At 48.9% G+C, this 16,783-nt stretch carries 17 protein-coding genes and 1 tRNA gene; 12 read left to right on the top strand and 6 right to left on the bottom strand.

The features are described from left to right. Window positions 1-170: 170 nt before the first annotated feature. Both FSU_RS05940 and FSU_RS05935 read right to left on the bottom strand, forming a co-directional pair. Complete coding sequence (locus tag FSU_RS05940) at window positions 171-1,160, bottom strand: hypothetical protein (protein ID WP_015731827.1); 990 nt, start codon at window positions 1,158-1,160, stop codon at window positions 171-173. Next, window positions 1,153-1,983, bottom strand: a complete 831-nt coding sequence (locus FSU_RS05935) for a TIGR02147 family protein (protein ID WP_014545564.1) — start codon at window positions 1,981-1,983, stop codon at window positions 1,153-1,155. Before FSU_RS05935 ends, FSU_RS05940 begins: the two co-directional genes overlap by 8 nt. 221 nt (window positions 1,984-2,204) lie before the next feature. Here FSU_RS05935 and FSU_RS05930 point away from each other — a divergent pair, with 221 nt between their 5' ends. Both FSU_RS05930 and FSU_RS05925 read left to right on the top strand, forming a co-directional pair. After that, window positions 2,205-2,864: a hypothetical protein gene (locus FSU_RS05930; RefSeq protein WP_014545563.1), complete on the top strand. Its 660-nt coding sequence runs from the start codon at window positions 2,205-2,207 to the stop codon at window positions 2,862-2,864. A 3-nt stretch (window positions 2,865-2,867) separates the two neighbouring features. Continuing rightward, the gene (locus FSU_RS05925) at window positions 2,868-3,335 is read left to right on the top strand and encodes a GGDEF domain-containing protein (RefSeq protein ID WP_014545562.1); all 468 of its coding nucleotides are present in this window, start codon (window positions 2,868-2,870) and stop codon (window positions 3,333-3,335) included. A 2-nt stretch (window positions 3,336-3,337) separates the two neighbouring features. On the opposite strand, the gene FSU_RS05920 is transcribed toward FSU_RS05925, so the two are convergent. Continuing rightward, a complete protein-coding gene (locus FSU_RS05920; RefSeq protein WP_014545561.1) occupies window positions 3,338-4,528 on the bottom strand; it encodes an MFS transporter in 1,191 nt (396 codons plus the stop codon). Between the two features lie 27 nt (window positions 4,529-4,555). Here FSU_RS05920 and FSU_RS05915 point away from each other — a divergent pair, with 27 nt between their 5' ends. Continuing rightward, window positions 4,556-7,297 carry a TIGR02171 family lipoprotein gene (locus FSU_RS05915; protein ID WP_014545560.1) on the top strand — a complete coding sequence of 914 codons (2,742 nt, stop codon included), beginning with the start codon at window positions 4,556-4,558 and terminating at the stop codon, window positions 7,295-7,297. A 13-nt stretch (window positions 7,298-7,310) separates the two neighbouring features. On the opposite strand, the gene FSU_RS05910 is transcribed toward FSU_RS05915, so the two are convergent. Continuing rightward, window positions 7,311-8,471, bottom strand: coding sequence for a class I SAM-dependent RNA methyltransferase (locus tag FSU_RS05910; protein ID WP_014545559.1), 1,161 nt, complete (start codon window positions 8,469-8,471; stop codon window positions 7,311-7,313). 115 nt (window positions 8,472-8,586) lie between these two features. Here FSU_RS05910 and FSU_RS05905 point away from each other — a divergent pair, with 115 nt between their 5' ends. The 5 genes from FSU_RS05905 to FSU_RS05885 all read left to right on the top strand — a co-directional run bounded on the left by FSU_RS05905 (window position 8,587) and on the right by FSU_RS05885 (window position 11,157). Next, window positions 8,587-9,135, top strand: a complete 549-nt coding sequence (locus FSU_RS05905; protein WP_014545558.1) for a TonB family protein — start codon at window positions 8,587-8,589, stop codon at window positions 9,133-9,135. Window positions 9,136-9,149: 14 nt separating this feature from the next. Continuing rightward, a complete protein-coding gene (locus FSU_RS05900) occupies window positions 9,150-9,557 on the top strand; it encodes a hypothetical protein (protein WP_014545557.1) in 408 nt (135 codons plus the stop codon). A gap of 41 nt (window positions 9,558-9,598) precedes the next feature. Continuing rightward, entirely contained in the window at window positions 9,599-10,372 is a 774-nt protein-coding gene (locus FSU_RS05895; protein WP_155808719.1) for a hypothetical protein, read from the top strand. A gap of 258 nt (window positions 10,373-10,630) precedes the next feature. Beyond that, window positions 10,631-10,945 carry a BrnT family toxin gene (locus FSU_RS05890; protein WP_015731825.1) on the top strand — a complete coding sequence of 105 codons (315 nt, stop codon included), beginning with the start codon at window positions 10,631-10,633 and terminating at the stop codon, window positions 10,943-10,945. Next, entirely contained in the window at window positions 10,942-11,157 is a 216-nt protein-coding gene (locus FSU_RS05885) for a CopG family antitoxin (RefSeq protein WP_015731824.1), read from the top strand. The genes FSU_RS05890 and FSU_RS05885 overlap by 4 nt, the downstream gene beginning before the upstream one ends. 69 nt (window positions 11,158-11,226) lie before the next feature. On the opposite strand, the gene FSU_RS05880 is transcribed toward FSU_RS05885, so the two are convergent. Beyond that, window positions 11,227-11,298 (bottom strand) — tRNA-Gly (locus FSU_RS05880). A gap of 157 nt (window positions 11,299-11,455) precedes the next feature. Between FSU_RS05880 and infC the strand changes: the two genes are divergently transcribed. From infC to rplT, 3 genes are read left to right on the top strand one after another with little or no spacing between them, the layout of a single operon-like run. Continuing rightward, complete coding sequence (gene infC / locus FSU_RS05875) at window positions 11,456-12,040, top strand: translation initiation factor IF-3 (protein ID WP_014545554.1); 585 nt, start codon at window positions 11,456-11,458, stop codon at window positions 12,038-12,040. A 21-nt stretch (window positions 12,041-12,061) separates the two neighbouring features. Next, window positions 12,062-12,259 (top strand): 50S ribosomal protein L35, encoded by a 198-nt coding sequence (gene rpmI / locus FSU_RS05870; RefSeq protein WP_014545553.1) that lies wholly within the window; start codon window positions 12,062-12,064, stop codon window positions 12,257-12,259. An 11-nt stretch (window positions 12,260-12,270) separates the two neighbouring features. After that, a complete protein-coding gene (gene rplT / locus FSU_RS05865; protein ID WP_014545552.1) occupies window positions 12,271-12,621 on the top strand; it encodes a 50S ribosomal protein L20 in 351 nt (116 codons plus the stop codon). Window positions 12,622-12,968: 347 nt separating this feature from the next. Here rplT and FSU_RS05860 read toward each other — a convergent pair whose 3' ends face one another. After that, entirely contained in the window at window positions 12,969-14,240 is a 1,272-nt protein-coding gene (locus FSU_RS05860; protein ID WP_014545551.1) for a M16 family metallopeptidase, read from the bottom strand. Window positions 14,241-14,408: 168 nt separating this feature from the next. On the opposite strand from FSU_RS05860, the gene FSU_RS05855 reads away from it, so the two are divergent. Beyond that, window positions 14,409-16,730, top strand: a complete 2,322-nt coding sequence (locus FSU_RS05855) for an NADP-dependent malic enzyme (RefSeq protein ID WP_014545550.1) — start codon at window positions 14,409-14,411, stop codon at window positions 16,728-16,730. Window positions 16,731-16,783: the final 53 nt, after the last annotated feature.

Here is a 16,783-nt window from a genome sequence, read left to right as displayed (position 1 = left end):
TTTCTCATAGCAAACACCTAAAACCGCAATTATATATCGTTTTCTCTATTGAATCTGTAAAACGAAATGAGGTGTTTTTTTTGACCGTAATTTTTTTATGGCTACAATATAGATTTGGGATGCGACAAATATTGCCGTATCCCAATGTGGCGCAAATGTGAGGTTGCCTTTTACTGGCCGGAGGAGTCCCTGAGTTTTTTACTGATGTACTCGTCGTAGTCGACTGTACCGCACTTCATGGATTCGTTGAGCTTGAATGTTATGTCAATTTTGGGACTTTCAGAAAGCTCGCCGCAGTATTCGAACAGGAATCCGACATGCATATCGAATGGGCGCGGCTCGTAATCGCAGTTGTCATGGACGTCTGTGATTTTGATAGTATCCTTTGAAATCTCGGTAAGCACGTGGATGACGGGCGATGTGTCATAGACGTTCAGCACGTAAAGTTGGCAACCGCCTTGCGTTCTAGAAACGACTCCGTCTTTTTCGTAGAGCATTCCGCCCATGTTCATTGTAGTCCTTAAAAACAGTATGCTTAATGCGCTGGCGTTTTCACTGGTAATCTTATGCAGGCCGATGGATCTCAGCTGTGATGTATTTACTTTCGCAGAGTTGTAGACGTCTTCGAGCTGACCATCGTAAGTCTTGTTAAAGGCAAGGACGTTGTCGTCGTAAGAGACATCGGTGATATTGTAATTTTTGAGATAATCATCAAGTGTGTATGCAGACGCACCGTCTGAACCGCAATAGCATTTTGCGTCGCCTTGGCAATGACAATCGGGGTTGCCGAAACTAGGTGCGCCGCCACTGCTGCCGGCTCCGCTATTTCCGGGAACGGAATCGGGTAAGGATGGAGTCGGGTCTATCGTGATTGGCACAAAACCGTCGTATTCCGATTGGGACGACGATGAATTATTTGTGGTTGGTGACGGGACTGATGTGGCGCTGCTTGTGATAATAGGAAAATCGTTTGGTGTTTCTAGAGATTTGCCGGAATCCGATACGATGGAGCGGTCTATGGAACTGCTAGACTGCGTCCCATAGGCGAACTGGTTTGGTTCTTCGGCAGTTCCTGCTATTTTGTCAGAACAGGCCGAGAGGCTAAATGCGGAGAATGCCGCGACGCATATAGTCAAGAATTTATTGAACAACTTAGTCATTGCCATTCTCCTTCGCCTTTCTTGTGAGAGGGAATAACTGTAAATTTAATCTATAAACTTGATCGATGTTTTTGTCGCCTGCGGCAATGCTCACGATTTTGCGGCGGCATTCGTCAAGCTCCTTGACGATTTGTTCGTAAGAGTCCTTGGAAATGCCCATGGTGACGCCGGTAAAGTTGCGCTCGGTACGGGCGAGATCCAGCGAATTTGCTGCAATTTTGGCCATTTCGCGGTGCATGTCGCGGATGGCGAGCTTGGTTGCTTCGGGGGAGCCCTTGATGGATGTTTCTGTCTGGGAGTATGTGTTTTCTCCCTCTTTTTTGAGGAACCCTGCCTTGACCAAAAAATCAAGGGACTGCTTGATGTCTGCGGCGGAAACGTCCGTGTAGCACATCTTGGCGAGTTCACCCGGAGTGGCGCCTGGCATGAGCGGGGCGAGTTCTCGTAAGACTGGGTTTCGCCAGCTTTCGTAAAATTCAAACAGGTCGCCTTCGACAACTCTGACTTTGTGGACTCTCGCAATTTCGAGCATTTCTTCGTAGGCAGCCTTCTTTTTTGCTTCGTCTGTTTCTTGGCCGAAGTTGACCATCGCCCTGAAGTAGTCCATTTCGAATCCGACAAGTCCCATGGCTTGCCCGGTGCGTTCGACACCGATACGGCTCAAATTGCTTTTCCCGTCACAGACGACCTTCATGTACGAAGATGAGGTAAAGCCTGCGGCCTTGGAAAATTCTCGCCACGAGAAAACATGGCGGAGCTTACGCTCTTCGTAAAAGTCGCGCATGTACTGTCGGAAGTTGGAGTATTCGATAATCGCTTTCATCACTCCTAAATATAAATTGAATTTTACGGAAAAGCAATGTTTCTATAAAACGGAAATTTGCAAAAATGAGCAAAAACGGCGTTTTTGATTGAAAATTTATGTACCTGTATTATATATGCAACGTTTGTGCCTTTCGGATACGCTTTGTGATGGAGATTATTTTTTGAGAATAAACAGGGATTTTTGTCCTAATGTAATAGAAATAGAGTATTTTTGTAACTATGAGCGTTTTTGGATTTTATGTCGAAGTCAATGCGGGATGCATCGTGATACTGCTGCTGCTTTTGTACAGTATCAAGAGACTCCCGACTCCGCAGGTCAAGTATGAACTTTTCCAGACGCTTGTGCTTTGGCATATTGTCTATTTCATAAGTGACTCTGTTTGGGCGCTTGTGAACGATGCGACTTTCCCGAAAAATACGTTTACTGTTTTGGCGGTGAATTATTTCAATGCCATTATTATGCCGGTTGTCGCGTATAACTGTTTTATGTTTGCTGAAATCAGTACACGCCCGGAAATGACTCGTAAGCAGATTGAAACGCTTCAATTTAAATTACGCATCCCGATTATCGTGCAGTTTGTGGCGTTGCTCATTTCTTTTTGGATTGCTCCCGACTTTTGGCTTGATGACCGGCTAGAACCCATTGGCTTTTATTATTTCATCTTAGCATTCTTGCCGTTAATTTATTGGATGGCGGGAACAGTTCGCGGATTGCTCCGTACGCGAACCATGCTGAATAGGGCTAATCTTGGAACGTATCTGATTGTGGCTAGCTATACGCCGGGTGTGTTGGTGGCGGGCGGTGCGCAGATTCTCTTTGCATTGACGACTCCAATTTTCTGCTTCTGGTGTACCGCTATTATTTTGTTTGCGTATTAGCATATGCAAAACCAGTTGATTTCGACGGATTCATTGACGATGCTCAATAACCGTAACCGTCTGCATGACTATTTGCATCAGCCGCGCGAAGAAAAAGATTCTTTTGTGATTATGGTGGACGTGGACCACTTTAAGCAAATTAACGATACTTACGGCCATGCCGAAGGAGACCGTGCGCTCATTATCGTTTCGCAGGCGCTCAAGAAGGCTTGTGAACGCTTGGGGTCTTCGATGTTCCTCTGCCGTTACGGTGGCGACGAGTTTTTGATGATTGCGCAGACTGAAGTCCCGGACGATGTGGTTAAGGAAGTCCGCAATTGCTTGCAAGAAGAAGTCGCGAAGAGCGTGTCACGCTCCTATAAGATTGAGGCGAGCATGGGCTTTGCCCGCTGGGATGGAAATCCCGAAAGCTTCAAGGAAAGCATGATCAACGCCGACAAGAGAATGTACGAAGACAAGCGCTTGGCGTAGTCTTATCCCTCAAGCTTGTTTTTCAAGTAATGCCTTGATGTGTAGGCGAGGAACATGATGTCGGCGATGGCGAGTGCTATGCCGCAGACGAAGAACACTTGCTGGTGCATCCCGAAGTGGTTTGCCATGGCGCCTCCTACGAGAATTCCGGCTCCAATGCCGATGTCCCAGCCGCTTAGGTATGTACTGTTTGCTGTTCCGCGTTGGTCGTGGCGAGCGAGGTTCACGCACATGGTCTGGTAGCCAGGGAAGATAAGCCCGAGGCTTGTTCCGATAAGGAATGCGGATAAGAAGAATGTAATGGGGCTGTGGCTAAAGGCGAGGATGAAGTAAGCGACGACGATCAAAGTCATGCCGGAACCCACAAGATGAATCAGGTAACCGCGGTCAATCAGGCGGCCTGTCATGATGCGGTTCAAGATGAGGCCCGAAGCGATGAGCGCGTAGAACCATCCTGTGCCACCGATGCCAAGTTCGTTTGCGTAAATGGCGATATAGTTTGTGACCGGGCCGTACGCAAATCCGACGAAGATGAAGTTTGCAAATTGCGGAACGGCGCGAGTGAGGAAGAATCGGTCGAGCGAAAGCGGGGCGCAGACCTTCTTTTCGCGGGGCTTTACCTTGAGCGTCTGCACAAGCACAAGTCCAATCACGCAAAGGATTGTAGAAATTGCAAAAACAATCCCGTCGCCGAATGCTTCGTAAAGAAACATTCCGGTCATGGGACCGGTGGCGAAGGCTAAGTTCACGCTAATCCCGAAATACCCGATGCCTTCGCCTCGGCGACTTGCGGGCAGTGCATCAATAGCCACCGTATTACTTGCGGTACTCGAAATGCCAAAGAACAGCCCGTGTGCAAAACGCACGACCGCTAGAATCGGCAACAGCCCGACTGTCTTGTAGCCTAAAAAGCAGAGTGTAAATGCGAAAAATGTCCAAAAGTATAGCGGCTTTCGGCTGAACGTATCGACGAGGAACCCCGCAAAAGGCCTGCAGGCAAGCGCTCCAATCGTGTAGAGCGAAATGATGAACCCTGCGGTTGCGTTGTCTGTCTGGAATTTGTCGATGATGTACAACGGCAAAATCGGCAATAGCTGGTAAAAGCTAAAGAACAGCAAAAAGTTCGCCGCAGCGACGGTAATGAACGTGCGGGTCCAAAGTGTATTGTCGGGCGTGTTGGATTTTGTTACCATGTAAGCAAAAAATAGTATATTGAGGGTATGGAGAAAATTATTCGAATTTTAATGTTGTCTTTTTTGACAATTGCAGTTGCTACATCCTGTTCGGACGATAGCCATTCCGGTGACAATTCTGTGGCGCCGGAGCAAGACGAACTGAACGTCGACGGCTTTGTCTATGTGCAGGCTAAGGGCAAAAAGACGACGCTTGGGACGGATGACGTTTCTGCTAAAACGTTGGAACGTCCGAAAATGACTGCCGAGTTTACCTATGATTTTTATATCGGCCGTCACGAAGTTATCTGTAAAGACTTTAATGACTTGATGCGCAAAGAAACGGGCGTGAAGCTCTCTTGCAAACAGGATTCTTTGCCTGCTGCAAACGTGACGTTTTACGATGCCGTCTTGTATGCAAATGCATTGAGCAAAAAACATGGGCTTGATACGGCATATGATTATACGAGTGCCGAATTTGATTCCGAAAAGCATTGTGTCAAGATGAAAGGCTACAAGTTCAATCCGCAGAAGAAAGGCTTTAGATTGCCGACCGAAGCGGAATGGATTTTTGTTGCGTCGAAAAACTGGAAAACGGAACAAAGCTGGAATGGGGCTAACTCGGGTTCGGCAGCGCATCAGGTATGTACTTCCAAGAACGCAGGGAATATCTGCGACATGGCGGGGAATATTCTTGAACTCGTGAACGACCGTTATGCCTCTTTTAGGGATACGACAGTATCCAATTTTGTGGGCTCGATTGATGGCGATGCGATTGGTTCTTGCGTGGTGAAGGGCGGTAGCTACTTGAGCTCCCCGACGGCGATGTATTTGTATAGCAGGGGAGATACTTATCCTATCTTGAGTTCGACAAAGGGTGATTACATCGGGTTCCGCCTGGTGTGTGGTGCTATTCCTGATGCAACGTGGTTTACGGATAACGGAAGCACCGTGTCTGCTCCGATTACGCCGCTGATCCAGCCGTCTGAACTGCGACAGCTTACAAGTTCATATAATGCAAAACTTGCGTTCCGAAATGACATAAGCGGGAACTTGGCTTATGTAGACTTTGCCAAAACGGCGAAGATTGTTGAAATTGAAGATAAGATAGATGTCTATCACCCGGATATCTCTCCGGACGGTAGGCATGTAGCCTTTTGCACGTCGATGGAAGGCGTGCTGAAGGAATCTGAAGTCTATGTCCGCGACTTGAATGAATCGGGAAGCAACCTGGTAAAGTTGCCAGTAGAAAATGCGGCGATTCCACGTTGGCGCGTGAACCCGAATGGCGATACCGTGATTGTGTACGTGAGCTCGGCAAGGAATAACAAAAGTGAAGAATTTATGAAGGAGAGCACGTGGCAGGTCAAGTTTGCAAAAGGAAAATTTGGGACGCCGCAAAAGCTTTTTGACGGCGCTTACCATGGCGGTGTTGAAAAGGATAATAGCTTTGGAATTTCTTCTTCGACGTTGTTGCGTGCGCATTTGACCGATGTGCTTACGGGTACCGATGTGATTTGGTACAATGGCGAACAGGCGTGCAACGCGTCTCTGACGAAGGACGGAACGAAGCGTACGCTGTTCCTTGATTTTGGTGGTACGCGTGGACGCGATTTTGTGGGCGTGAATTATGGCGTTCACGAACGAATTCTCGTAGCGGATAGCACGGGGCATTTGGTGCGCACGGTGGCGTCTCCTGCGAAATACACGTTTGACCATACCGAATGGGTTGTAGGTATGTTGAACGGTGAACCGAGCAATTTGATTGTCGCAAGCCTTACGGATTACAATGGGGCGCATCGCCAGCTGGCGCTTGTGAACTTGGACAATGGTGACGTGACTCCGCTTGTGGAAGGCGAGGAACTTTGGCACCCGTGCTTGTGGGTTTGGCAAGATGGTGAAGACCACCCGAAGCCGACCGTGGATGTGGATAGTGCTGGTGCGTATTATGACAACAATGCGCCGAGCCCGTACCCGTTTGCGGTGGTTGAACTGGGCATGAGATTGCAGTCGTTCTGGAATCAGAGCGACAAAATTGAAGTTGCGACTTTCGGTAGCTCGATGCTTTTGAATGCCGTGATTGAAGATTCCATCAAGTCTTACAAGGCGATTAACATGGGTGTGACTTTGTCTGATATCCACCTGTTTGATTACCTGATTCGTAATTATGCAATCCCGTATGCACCGAAACTCAAGTACGTCGTGATTGAACTTTCGCCGGGATTCCTTTACAGGACCTACAATGAAATGACTGGGCCGGTTCTTGAAAATTCTCCGGGCATCCGCTATGACGAAAATTATTTGTCGAACGCTACGAAAAATGAAATTGCGGCGCTCAGCCAGGAACAGCAATTCCCGCAGGTGTTGCTTGGACAGCAGTATTTAGAAGGAACATTCCTTTTGCCTGTAGGTGAATGGGGTGTGCCGATTGTGAATGTGGATCTTTCTCTGTTGCCGTTCGATTCGCAGTCCTTGCAAGAGAACTTGGAAAAGATTAAGGCGCTGAAAAAGTTTACAGATTCGAAGGGCGTCAAGCTGATTGCCGCGATTCCGCCACGCAACCCGGGTTACAAGGATACGGAAGCGTTTGACCCGTATGGCCCGAGTTGGGATGATGCGCATAAGATTATTGATGCGGTGAAAAATATGGGCATCGAAATTTTTGATGAATATAAAGATGGCCATCACGACTATTCAGACGAGATGGCCAATAATCCGAATCATGTGAGCTATCTAGGGGCGGCTCAGTTCTGTGTAAGGCTCGATGCCTTCCTGAAGAAATTGAAATAGGACGCGGTACCTATTACTTTTTCTCAAGTGCGACAAGCGTTTCGAGGTGCGGCGTGCCGGGAAACAAGTCCATCGGCAACACTTCCTTGACGCGGTAGCCGTAGCGTTCCCATTCGGCGAGAGCTGCTGGGATTTCATCGGTGCCGCAGAAAATGTGAAGTACGCGAACGGGCTTGCGCATCGCGAGAGCCCGGATGACGCCCGGTTCAGTTCCCTTGCGCGGCGGGTCCAACAAAATGCGTTCCGGTTCGCCAGGGATCGGCCGCGGAAGTCTCATTTGCACAAACGTCTCGTCAATCTTGCCTGCGATGAACTTGTAGTTTTTCTTCAAGAATCTTGCAGAAGCCTTCGCACAGTCGATGGACGGACCTTCCCATTCCACACCGAGCACGGACTTGGCGGCTTCACCGAGAGCAAAGCTGAAGAGACCGTAACCGCAGTAAAGATCCAAGAAATGGTCGCCCTTTTCGAGACCGAGCAAGCGGCTTGCGGACTTGATGAGGTTGTGAATTTGGCTTTCGTTAATCTGGCTGAAGCCCGTCACCGGGTATTTGAGCCTGAAATGGCCGAGGTCGAGCGATAGTTCGCGCGGGCCGTAAAGCTGCTTGAAGTTGAGCGTGTCTGTCGGGCGCTTTGCTTCGAGATAGTAGTTGGAACCAGTCGGGTCCACGTAGGCATGTGCTGCGGTCACGTGGTACGGGCTCTGCTGCAAGACTTCGGAAATCTGCTTGAGCTTGCGCACGATACTTGCGTCCAGCTTTTTCACGTTGAAAATCACGATGCGGTACTTGTACGTGCCGCGGATGATGAGCCAGTTGAGCGCGTAAGCGAGCGGCTTGTATGCCGGCGTGATGAGCTTGTCGAACAGCAGACGGTAAATGGCGTTGTGTTCTTCGGGCTCCAAGATGCTGTCGTATTCGTTAAAGCGGAGGTCGCCCGGCTTCATTTCGACTTGGCGCTTGGACGTCGTGCGGTAATTGCGCGGCATGGGGCTTGCCACAATCGGCTGCGGACCGCGTGCAAGGCGGTTGACTTCCCAAAATTCGCGGATGGCTTCGTTCTTGACCTTAAGTTCGTCCTTGTAATCGAGCGGAGCGAGGGTCTCGCCGTAGGCGGAATCCGATTCCTTCGTATAATTCGGGAGGTTATGGGCTATTGCTTGTTCAAAAAACATGAAATCCTCTTTTTCTAACCTCAAATTTAAAAAGTTCCCGGAAAGTTTAAAGTGGATATTTATATTATCTACTGGTAGCCCAAAAATTTTGGCATAAAATGAGTTGGAGAATCTTATGAAAACGCCTTTTTTCTTGAAATTTGCCGTAATTATTGTCGCTGGTATCCTTGCGGCTTGTGCCGGTAATTCGCAGCAACCAGTAAGTGAACCTGTACCAACGACTGCAACGCCGCATGATGAGTCTGCTTCTGAAAGTAAGGTGGCTGAAGCTCCAAAGGATACATCGAGTGCTCAAGGACGTTCCTCCGAAAAGATCATGGAGGTTGTCAGGGCTAATACCCCGAATCGTCTGAAACCTTTGTACAATAATTTCTTGCGGACAAATCCAGGTTTTGAAGGCAAGATTACGGTGAAGTTTAAAATACTCCCGGATGGCAATATAGAAACGGGAGAAATTGTCAGTGCAACCACGAATTTTCCTGAATTTGAAAAGGCCGTGCTGAATGATATTTTGCAGTGGAAATTTGATGCGGGGGATTATAAGAATTGTACCGTTACGATTCCGTTTACGTTTGCCGATGATGGAAAACCTGCGAAAAAAGGCCCTGCCAATCTGGGGCCGGCCGAAGATGCGTGGTATGGCGCTAGCCAGGGCTGGTATTAATCAAAAGGAGTAGTATGAATTATTTTAGTTTGTCTGTTGTTTCTTTGGCGTTGGTCTTTGTAGCTTGCGATGATGGTAATTCTGCCACTCAGGCAGATGAAGCTTCGCCGTCGCTAGAAACAGAGGGTGTTGCTAAAACTTGCATTGAACTGCCGGCTTGCGATGCTATGGTCAAGTCCGACGTGAGCACTTGGCACTTTGTGCGTAAGGACGCGTTCGGTGACGATGCCGAATACACCTACAAGGCTGATGGCCGAAATCTGATTGTGACCATCAAGGACGCTCATGGTTCAACCGATACCAAGACTTATTCCATGTACAATATGGAATCTGAAGTCGGAGTGGAGATGGCTTATAGTGCGGCGAAAGCCACCTGCAGGGACGGTGGCGGCAACGACAGGAAGACGAAAGTGTGCTCTTGATGGTGTTGCGAAAAATTTCAAAAGTCCTAATGGCGTTGGTTATGGCTTGTTCGACACTTTGTTGGGCGGACTGCCATACCCTTGATCTTTCTGTAATGATTGCAAAGGATTTTATGGTCGTTGGCGCTAAGGGCGGTTTCTCGCCTAATATTTTTTATACAACATTGTCTGACCGATATGGAAAGCGCTATGTGACGCTCCATTGCGAAAGCGCTGATGATCCTGGACGCATTATGTGGGCGTTGTACTCTGAAAAGAATGGTGTGCTTGATAGCGTAATCGTTGATAAGAACCATAAGATGTATAATGCTGTTGGGCTTGGAGAAGGTGGAATAATGCCGCCACCGTTGAAGAAAAAGTTGAAACTCCGTAGCGACAATGTTGTTGTGGCTCCGTTGTCTGCTCTTGATGAAGTTGCCTGGAATTTGGTTGAATTGCGCAAGCAGGCCGAAGACCGCCTTGATACGAATGATATTCTTTTTGTGCTGGAGCCGAATGGAACCCGCGAAGAATTTCTCCAGCAGCTTCGTTCTTATAAGCCGTTAGTGCAAGCGGCTAAAAATGCTGGCTTTTCGTTTTTCTCTTTTGGATTGATGAATGACGCGGATTCTAGTTATGGCGATTGGGCGAAACTGTCCAAGGATATGTACGATGCCGTGGGTTTGGAAATGCCTTCTCAAGACGAACTTAAAAAACACAAGAGGTGTTCTTGCACTCCAGGGAATGCGCTGGAGGCGGCTCCTGCAACACCATATTCAAGAGGAGTGCTTGAGATTTTGAAAGGTGTAGGAAACCCTCAAAAAAGTGATTTGTAAAAAATACTGTTGGATTGAAAAACTCTGGCTTGTAAAGCTGGAGTTTTTTTTGTTGTGAAAAATTTTACAAAAAAATAGTGGGTCAAATAGCTCAAAAAAGCGTGTATATAGTATGGTAGGGGTTTGATTCTCTGCTGCGTTACGGCGCGGTCCGTAAAAAGGGAACTTTATAATGATTAAAGTTTGTACTTGTGATAAAGCTAAAGTTGCTTGTTTTAAATTTAATAATTATATTATAATTATGACGCGGAGTGCTGTATGCAAATAGAATTCGCGTGGGATGAAAAGAAAAATGCGATTAATCAAAAGAAGCATGATGTTTCATTTGAGGAGGCTAAAACTTGCTTTGAAGATGAATATGCGAGGGTGTTCTTTGATGTGGAACATTCAGCACAGGAAGATAGGTCTATTCTTATAGGGCTGTCGTCTTGTTTAAGAACTCTAGTTGTCATCTTTACTGAATGGAATGGTTTGAATCCCAATGTTTTGGTTAATCGTATAATCAGTGCTCGGAAAGCTACAAAGAAGGAATTTCAATATTATTGGAACGCGAGAAAAGGAGAATGCTTATGAAGAAAGAATATGATTTTTCAAAAATGAAGGCGGTGAAGAACCCGTATGCCAAAGTTCTCAAGAAGCAAATTACAATCAGGCTGAATGTTGAAACTATCGACTATTTCAAGAATATGGCCGAGGAACTTGGCATTCCGTATCAGGTACTGATGGATTCTTATTTGACGGATTGCGCGAACGCCAAACGCAAGTTGAAAATCTCGTGGAAGTGAAAGTCCGCGTGTATGGCAACCCCGGCATCCCGTTGAATAAAAAAAGACCTCTCGAAAAAGAGGTCTAAGAGCGGCGGACCGGGATCGAACCGGCAACCATTAGCTTGGAAGGCTAAGGCTCTACCATTGAGCTACCGCCGCGAGCATGGACAATTATACAAAAATATTGCGCTTTTTAAAGGGGTTCTTAAAAAAAGTTGTTGGAAAAATATGAAAAAAATTCTAAATTTACGCTCGCAATAACAAAACAATCATATCAGAGGTAGCATACTTGTTCCCTAATCCGCGCGATCGTCGCATGCCCAACCGTCCCAGCGATGGGACCCGTATCAACGAAGATATCCATATCTCTCCGATTCGTCTCGTGAAAGAAGATGGCGAAGCTATCATCATCGAGACGAGCAAGGCATTGCAGATGGCGAAAGACGCCGGACTGGACCTTGTGGAAGTCTCCCCGAATGCTAAGCCGCCTGTCTGCCGCATCATCAACTACGGCAAGTACAAGTTCGAACAACTGAAGAAGGCTAAGGCTGCAAAGGCCAAGCAGCACGTGGTGAAGCTCAAGGAAATCAAGATGCATCCGAAGACTGCCGAGAACGACTACCAGTACCGCATCAAGCAGGCTGGCGAGTTCTTGCAGGACGGTATGAAGGTGAAACTTATCATGCAGTTCCGTGGACGCGAAATGGCGCACATGGACTACGGCAAGCGCCTTATGGAACGCGCCAAGGAAGACTTGGCTCCGTTTGGCGATTTGGAAATGGATTCGCGGGTGGAAGGCAACACAATGCTTTCTATCTACGGTCCAAAACGTGGTGCCGGTAAGAAACAAGACCAGGCACCGAAGCCCGTAACCGAGCCAAAGGCAGCAGGTGAGGCTTAACTATTAACCTACGAGGTAAAAATGCCTAAGATGAAAACTCACAGCGGTGCTAAGAAGCGCTTCCGCGTGACTGGTTCCGGCCATGTCAAGTTCAAGCGCGCTGGTATGCGCCACATTCAAGCTAAGATGAACACTAAGCGTAAGCGTAACCTTCGTAAGGGCGCTCTCGTTAAGAAAGTCGATACCTATCATGTCAAGCGTCTGCTTGTCGTAGCATAAGGAGAGTAAGAATGCCACGCGCAAAAACTAGAGTTCCTTCCCGCGAACGCCGCAAAAAAATCCTCAAGGCCGCCAAGGGTTACTATGGCCGCCGCAAGTCGAACCTTCGCCTTGCTATTGACGCCGTTGCCCACGCTGGTCAGTATGCCTATGCACACCGCCGCGACAAGAAGGGTGATTTCCGCTCTCTGTGGATCACTCGCTTGAACGCTGCTGTTCGTGAATTCGGCATCAGCTATAGCCAGTTCATTTACAAGCTTTCCAAGGCTAACATCAACATGAACCGCAAGGTTCTCGCTGACTTGGCCGTCGCCGATCCGGCAGCATTTGCTAAGGTCGTCGAAATCGTGAAGGCTGCTTAAGTTCTGACTTAGCGAAAACGCGAGAAATTCGCCCTGCTCCTTGCGAGTGGGGCGTTTTTACATTTAAGGCGATGGCCAAGTGTGAGCTGGAGTCGCCAGGCGTAAGCTGGCGATGTAGGCGAGAGCATGCGAATAGTCGGAGTCTCGTTTTTTGATCAATGAGCATGCGGTCGTGTTCCGCCGTCGCCGATCCGGCAGCATTTGCTAAGGTCGTCGAAATCGTGAAGGCTGCTTAAGTCCTGACTTAGCGAAAACGCGAGAAATTGTACCCCGCCCGAAAAGGCGGGGTACTTTTTGTATTTGCGTTGAAAATACCGTTCCCGGAACGGAGTCCGGGGTGACACGTGCTAGAACAAATCCACGTCGAGGACGGTCTTCTTTTTGCTCTTGGGTTCGACGACGGCGATGGAATATTTTGCCGTGCTGAGCAAACGGTTGACGGTTGCGAGGACTTCGTCTTCGGTGATGGAACGTATTTGCTTTTCGGCGTATTCCATGGTGTGGAACTCGCCGAGGTGGAGCGTCTGTTCCGCCATGCGGATTACGCGCTTTTCGGGACTGTCTGCACCGAGGTGGAGTCCGCCGAGGATATTCGTCTTGGTGCGTTCGAGTTCATCCTTGATGAACCCGTGACGCAGGAACTTCTTGACTTCGGCGATGGAAAGCGCAAGGGCGGTCTTGAGCTGGTGCGGCTCGGTCGCAAGCGAAATGCCCCAGTCCACGCAGTCCTTGTAAAGGTCTGCGGTAGAGTACACGGAGTAGGCAAGACCTTTGTCTTCGCGGATTTTTTGGAACAAGCGCGATGCCATGCCTGCGCCCATAGCCACATTGAAAAGCGAAAACGCGCTGCGGTCACGGTCGCTCATCTGCGAACGGTCAAAGCTTAAACCCCAGAAAAGGTTCGATTGCGTAATGTCGCTTTTCTGTACAATCTTGATGCCTTGATTTGGCGTGTAGATGTCTTCGGGTGTTATTCCGTTAATCTTTTTTTGTTCGAATTTTTTAGCACAAAGTTCTACGAGTTCTTCGTGCTTGACTTTACCCGAAGCGCAAACGTAAAGCGGGATTTCGTCGGTGACTTGATGCCCGTACTTGAGCATTTGCTTGCGCGTAAGAGCTTGAACTTGCTTCACGTTTCCGGTGATGGAATGTGCAAGACCACAACCCTTGAAATGAATCGCATTGAAGATGTCGCCCACGAGTTCTTCGGGGATGTCGTCGTAGCTGTGGACTTCCTCGATGATGACGTGGCGCTCCTTTTCCATTTCTTTCTTGTCGAAGCGCGGGTGCATGAGCATGTCCGAAATCACGTCGATGGCAAGCGGCATATCGCTGCTTTCAACTTGCGCGTAAAAGCCTGTTTCTTGGCGTGTCGTGTACGCTTCGAGATTCCCGCCGCGGTCTTCGATTGCATGCGCAATTTCAAGTGCGGTGCGGTTCTCGGTTCCCTTGAAAACGAGGTGCTCGTAAAAATGGCTGAGCCCGAATTCATCGCTTGCTTCGTGGCGACTCCCACGCGGGACCCAAACGCCGACGGCTGCAGAATAGGCGTGCGGCATGTAATCTGTTAAAATGGTAATTCCGTTTTCGAGGACTGTCTGTTTGATGTTTTGTTTCATTTTTTGTAATACGCGCGTCGTATGGGAGCTAAAAGTCTTATTTGCGGCTTAACTATAGCAATTTTGGGTAAAAATGTAACAAAAAACACATTTTTGGCACCCTTTTATTGTTGTGTAAATTTTTCTAAATTTGCGCTTGAAAAAAGTTATGACTCACAGGAGAACGAAATGGGAAAAGACTTAAAGGAAATGGCTCTCCAATACCATTCCATGGGCAAGCCGGGCAAGATCGAAATCGTGCCTACCAAGCCGCACAGCACGCAGACGGACTTGGGCCTTGCATACACGCCGGGCGTGGCTTCACCGTGTCTTGAAATCGAAAAAGACCAGAACCTCGCTTACGAATACACGGGCAAGGGTAACCTCGTCGCTGTGATCAGTAACGGTACGGCTGTGCTTGGTCTCGGCGATATTGGCGCACTCGCTGGTAAGCCGGTGATGGAAGGCAAGGCTTTGCTTTTCAAGATTTATGCGGGCATTGACGTGTTCGACATCGAAATCAACGAAAAGGATCCGAAGAAGTTTATCGAAATCGTGAAGGGTATTGCCCCAACGTTCGGCGGCATCAACCTCGAAGACATCAAGGCTCCGGAATGCTTCGAAATCGAAGACACGCTCAAGGCTGAACTCGATATTCCGGTGATGCACGATGACCAGCACGGTACGGCAATCATTTCTTCCGCAGGCCTCTTGAACGCAATCGAAGTTGCTGGCAAGAGCATTCGCAACGTGAAGATGGTTGTGAACGGCGCTGGCGCTGCCGCTTGTGCTTGCACACGCCTCTACTTGTCTCTCGGTCTCAAGAAGGAAAATCTTGTGATGTGCGATAGCAAGGGCGTTATCCGCAAGGACCGCAAGGGCCTCACCGAAGCAAAGGCATTCTTTGCAACGGAACGCACCGATATCGAAACGCTCGAAGATGCCATGAAGGGCGCAGACGTGTTCGTCGGCCTCTCCAAGGGTAACATCCTTACTCGCGAAATGGTCCGCAGCATGGCCGACCAGCCGATTGTCTTTGCGCTTGCAAACCCGACTCCGGAAATCAGCTACGAAGAAGCTATGGCAAGCCGTGGCGACCTCATCTTTGCAACGGGCCGTAGCGACTATCCGAACCAGGTGAACAATGTTATCGGTTTCCCGTACATCTTCCGTGGCGCTCTCGACGTGCGTGCAACGACGATTAACGAACACATGAAGCACGCTGCTGTCCGCGCGATTGCCGCTCTCGCTCACAAGCCGGTTCCGGATGTGGTGAACATTGCATACAACTCACAGCGCTTCACGTTTGGCAAGGAATACTTGATTCCGAAGCCGCTCGATCCGCGCCTCCTCACGGAAGTTTCTATCGCTGTTGCCAAGGCTGCTATTGAAAGTGGCGTGGCCCGCAAGCCGATTACCGATTGGGACGCTTACTACGATCGCCTCCGCGACATGATGGGTTATGACAACAAGCTCATCCGTCAGTTCAGCGATACCGCTCGCAGCAACCCGAAGCGCGTCGTGTTTGCCGAAAGCAACCTCAACATGCTCAAGGCCGCTGTCCAGGCTCAGGCCGAAGGCATTGCACACCCGATTATGCTTGGTAACCCGGAACGCATCCAGATGATTGCCCAGCGCGAACAGCTCGACCTCACGGGCATCAAGATTGTGAACCCGCGTTCTCCGGAAGAATTCGAACGCCGCCGCAACTACGCCGCTATCTACGCCGAAGAAAACGGCCGCAATGGCGTGACCTTCGAAGAAGCACGTGACGACATGTTCGAACCGAACCACTTCGGTATGATGATGGTGAAGGTCGGCGATGCCGATGCTCTCATTTCCGGTGGCTATTCCAAGTACTCCGAAACGATTGAACTCGCCAAGGAAATTATCGGTATTCGTCCGGAATACAAGCACTTCGGCGCTATGCATATCCTCAGCACTAAGAAGGGTACGTTCTTCTTGGCCGATACGCTTGTGAACCGCGACCCCGATGCCGAAACGCTCGTTGATATCGTGAAGCTCACGCACGACGCTGTCCGCTTCTTCGCTCACGAACCGGTGATGGCTATGCTCAGCTACGCAAACTTCGGTAGCGACAAGGAAGCTGCTCGTGGCACCGTGAACAAGGTCCGCGAAGCCGTGAAGACGATTCACGAACAGTATCCGGATTATGTTCTCGATGGTGAAATGCAGGTGAACGTGGCGCTTGACAAGGACCTTCGTGACACGAAGTATCCGTTCAACAAGATCAAGGGCCAGACCGTGAACACGCTCATCTTCCCGTGCCTCTCTTCTGCAAATACCACTTGCAAGATGCTTTTGGAAATGGGCGTTGGCGAATCCATCGGTCCTGTTCAGATGGGCTTGAACAAGCCGGTGCACTTCACCGACTCCGACGCTTCTGTCCACGATATCTTCAACCTGACGGTGGCCGCCGTCATCGACGCCATCGTTCAGGAAAAGAAGGACGAAGAAAAGAACAAGAAGAAGTTCGACAAGATCTGGTAATCAGCGCATTTCGCGCCCGCGATTCTAGTTGCTTTTTAAAAGTCGCCGCAGGT

The sequence above is a fragment of the Fibrobacter succinogenes subsp. succinogenes S85 genome (assembly GCF_000146505.1).
Lineage (GTDB): Bacteria > Fibrobacterota > Fibrobacteria > Fibrobacterales > Fibrobacteraceae > Fibrobacter > Fibrobacter succinogenes.
This window is presented reverse-complemented; position numbering and strand designations above follow the sequence as displayed.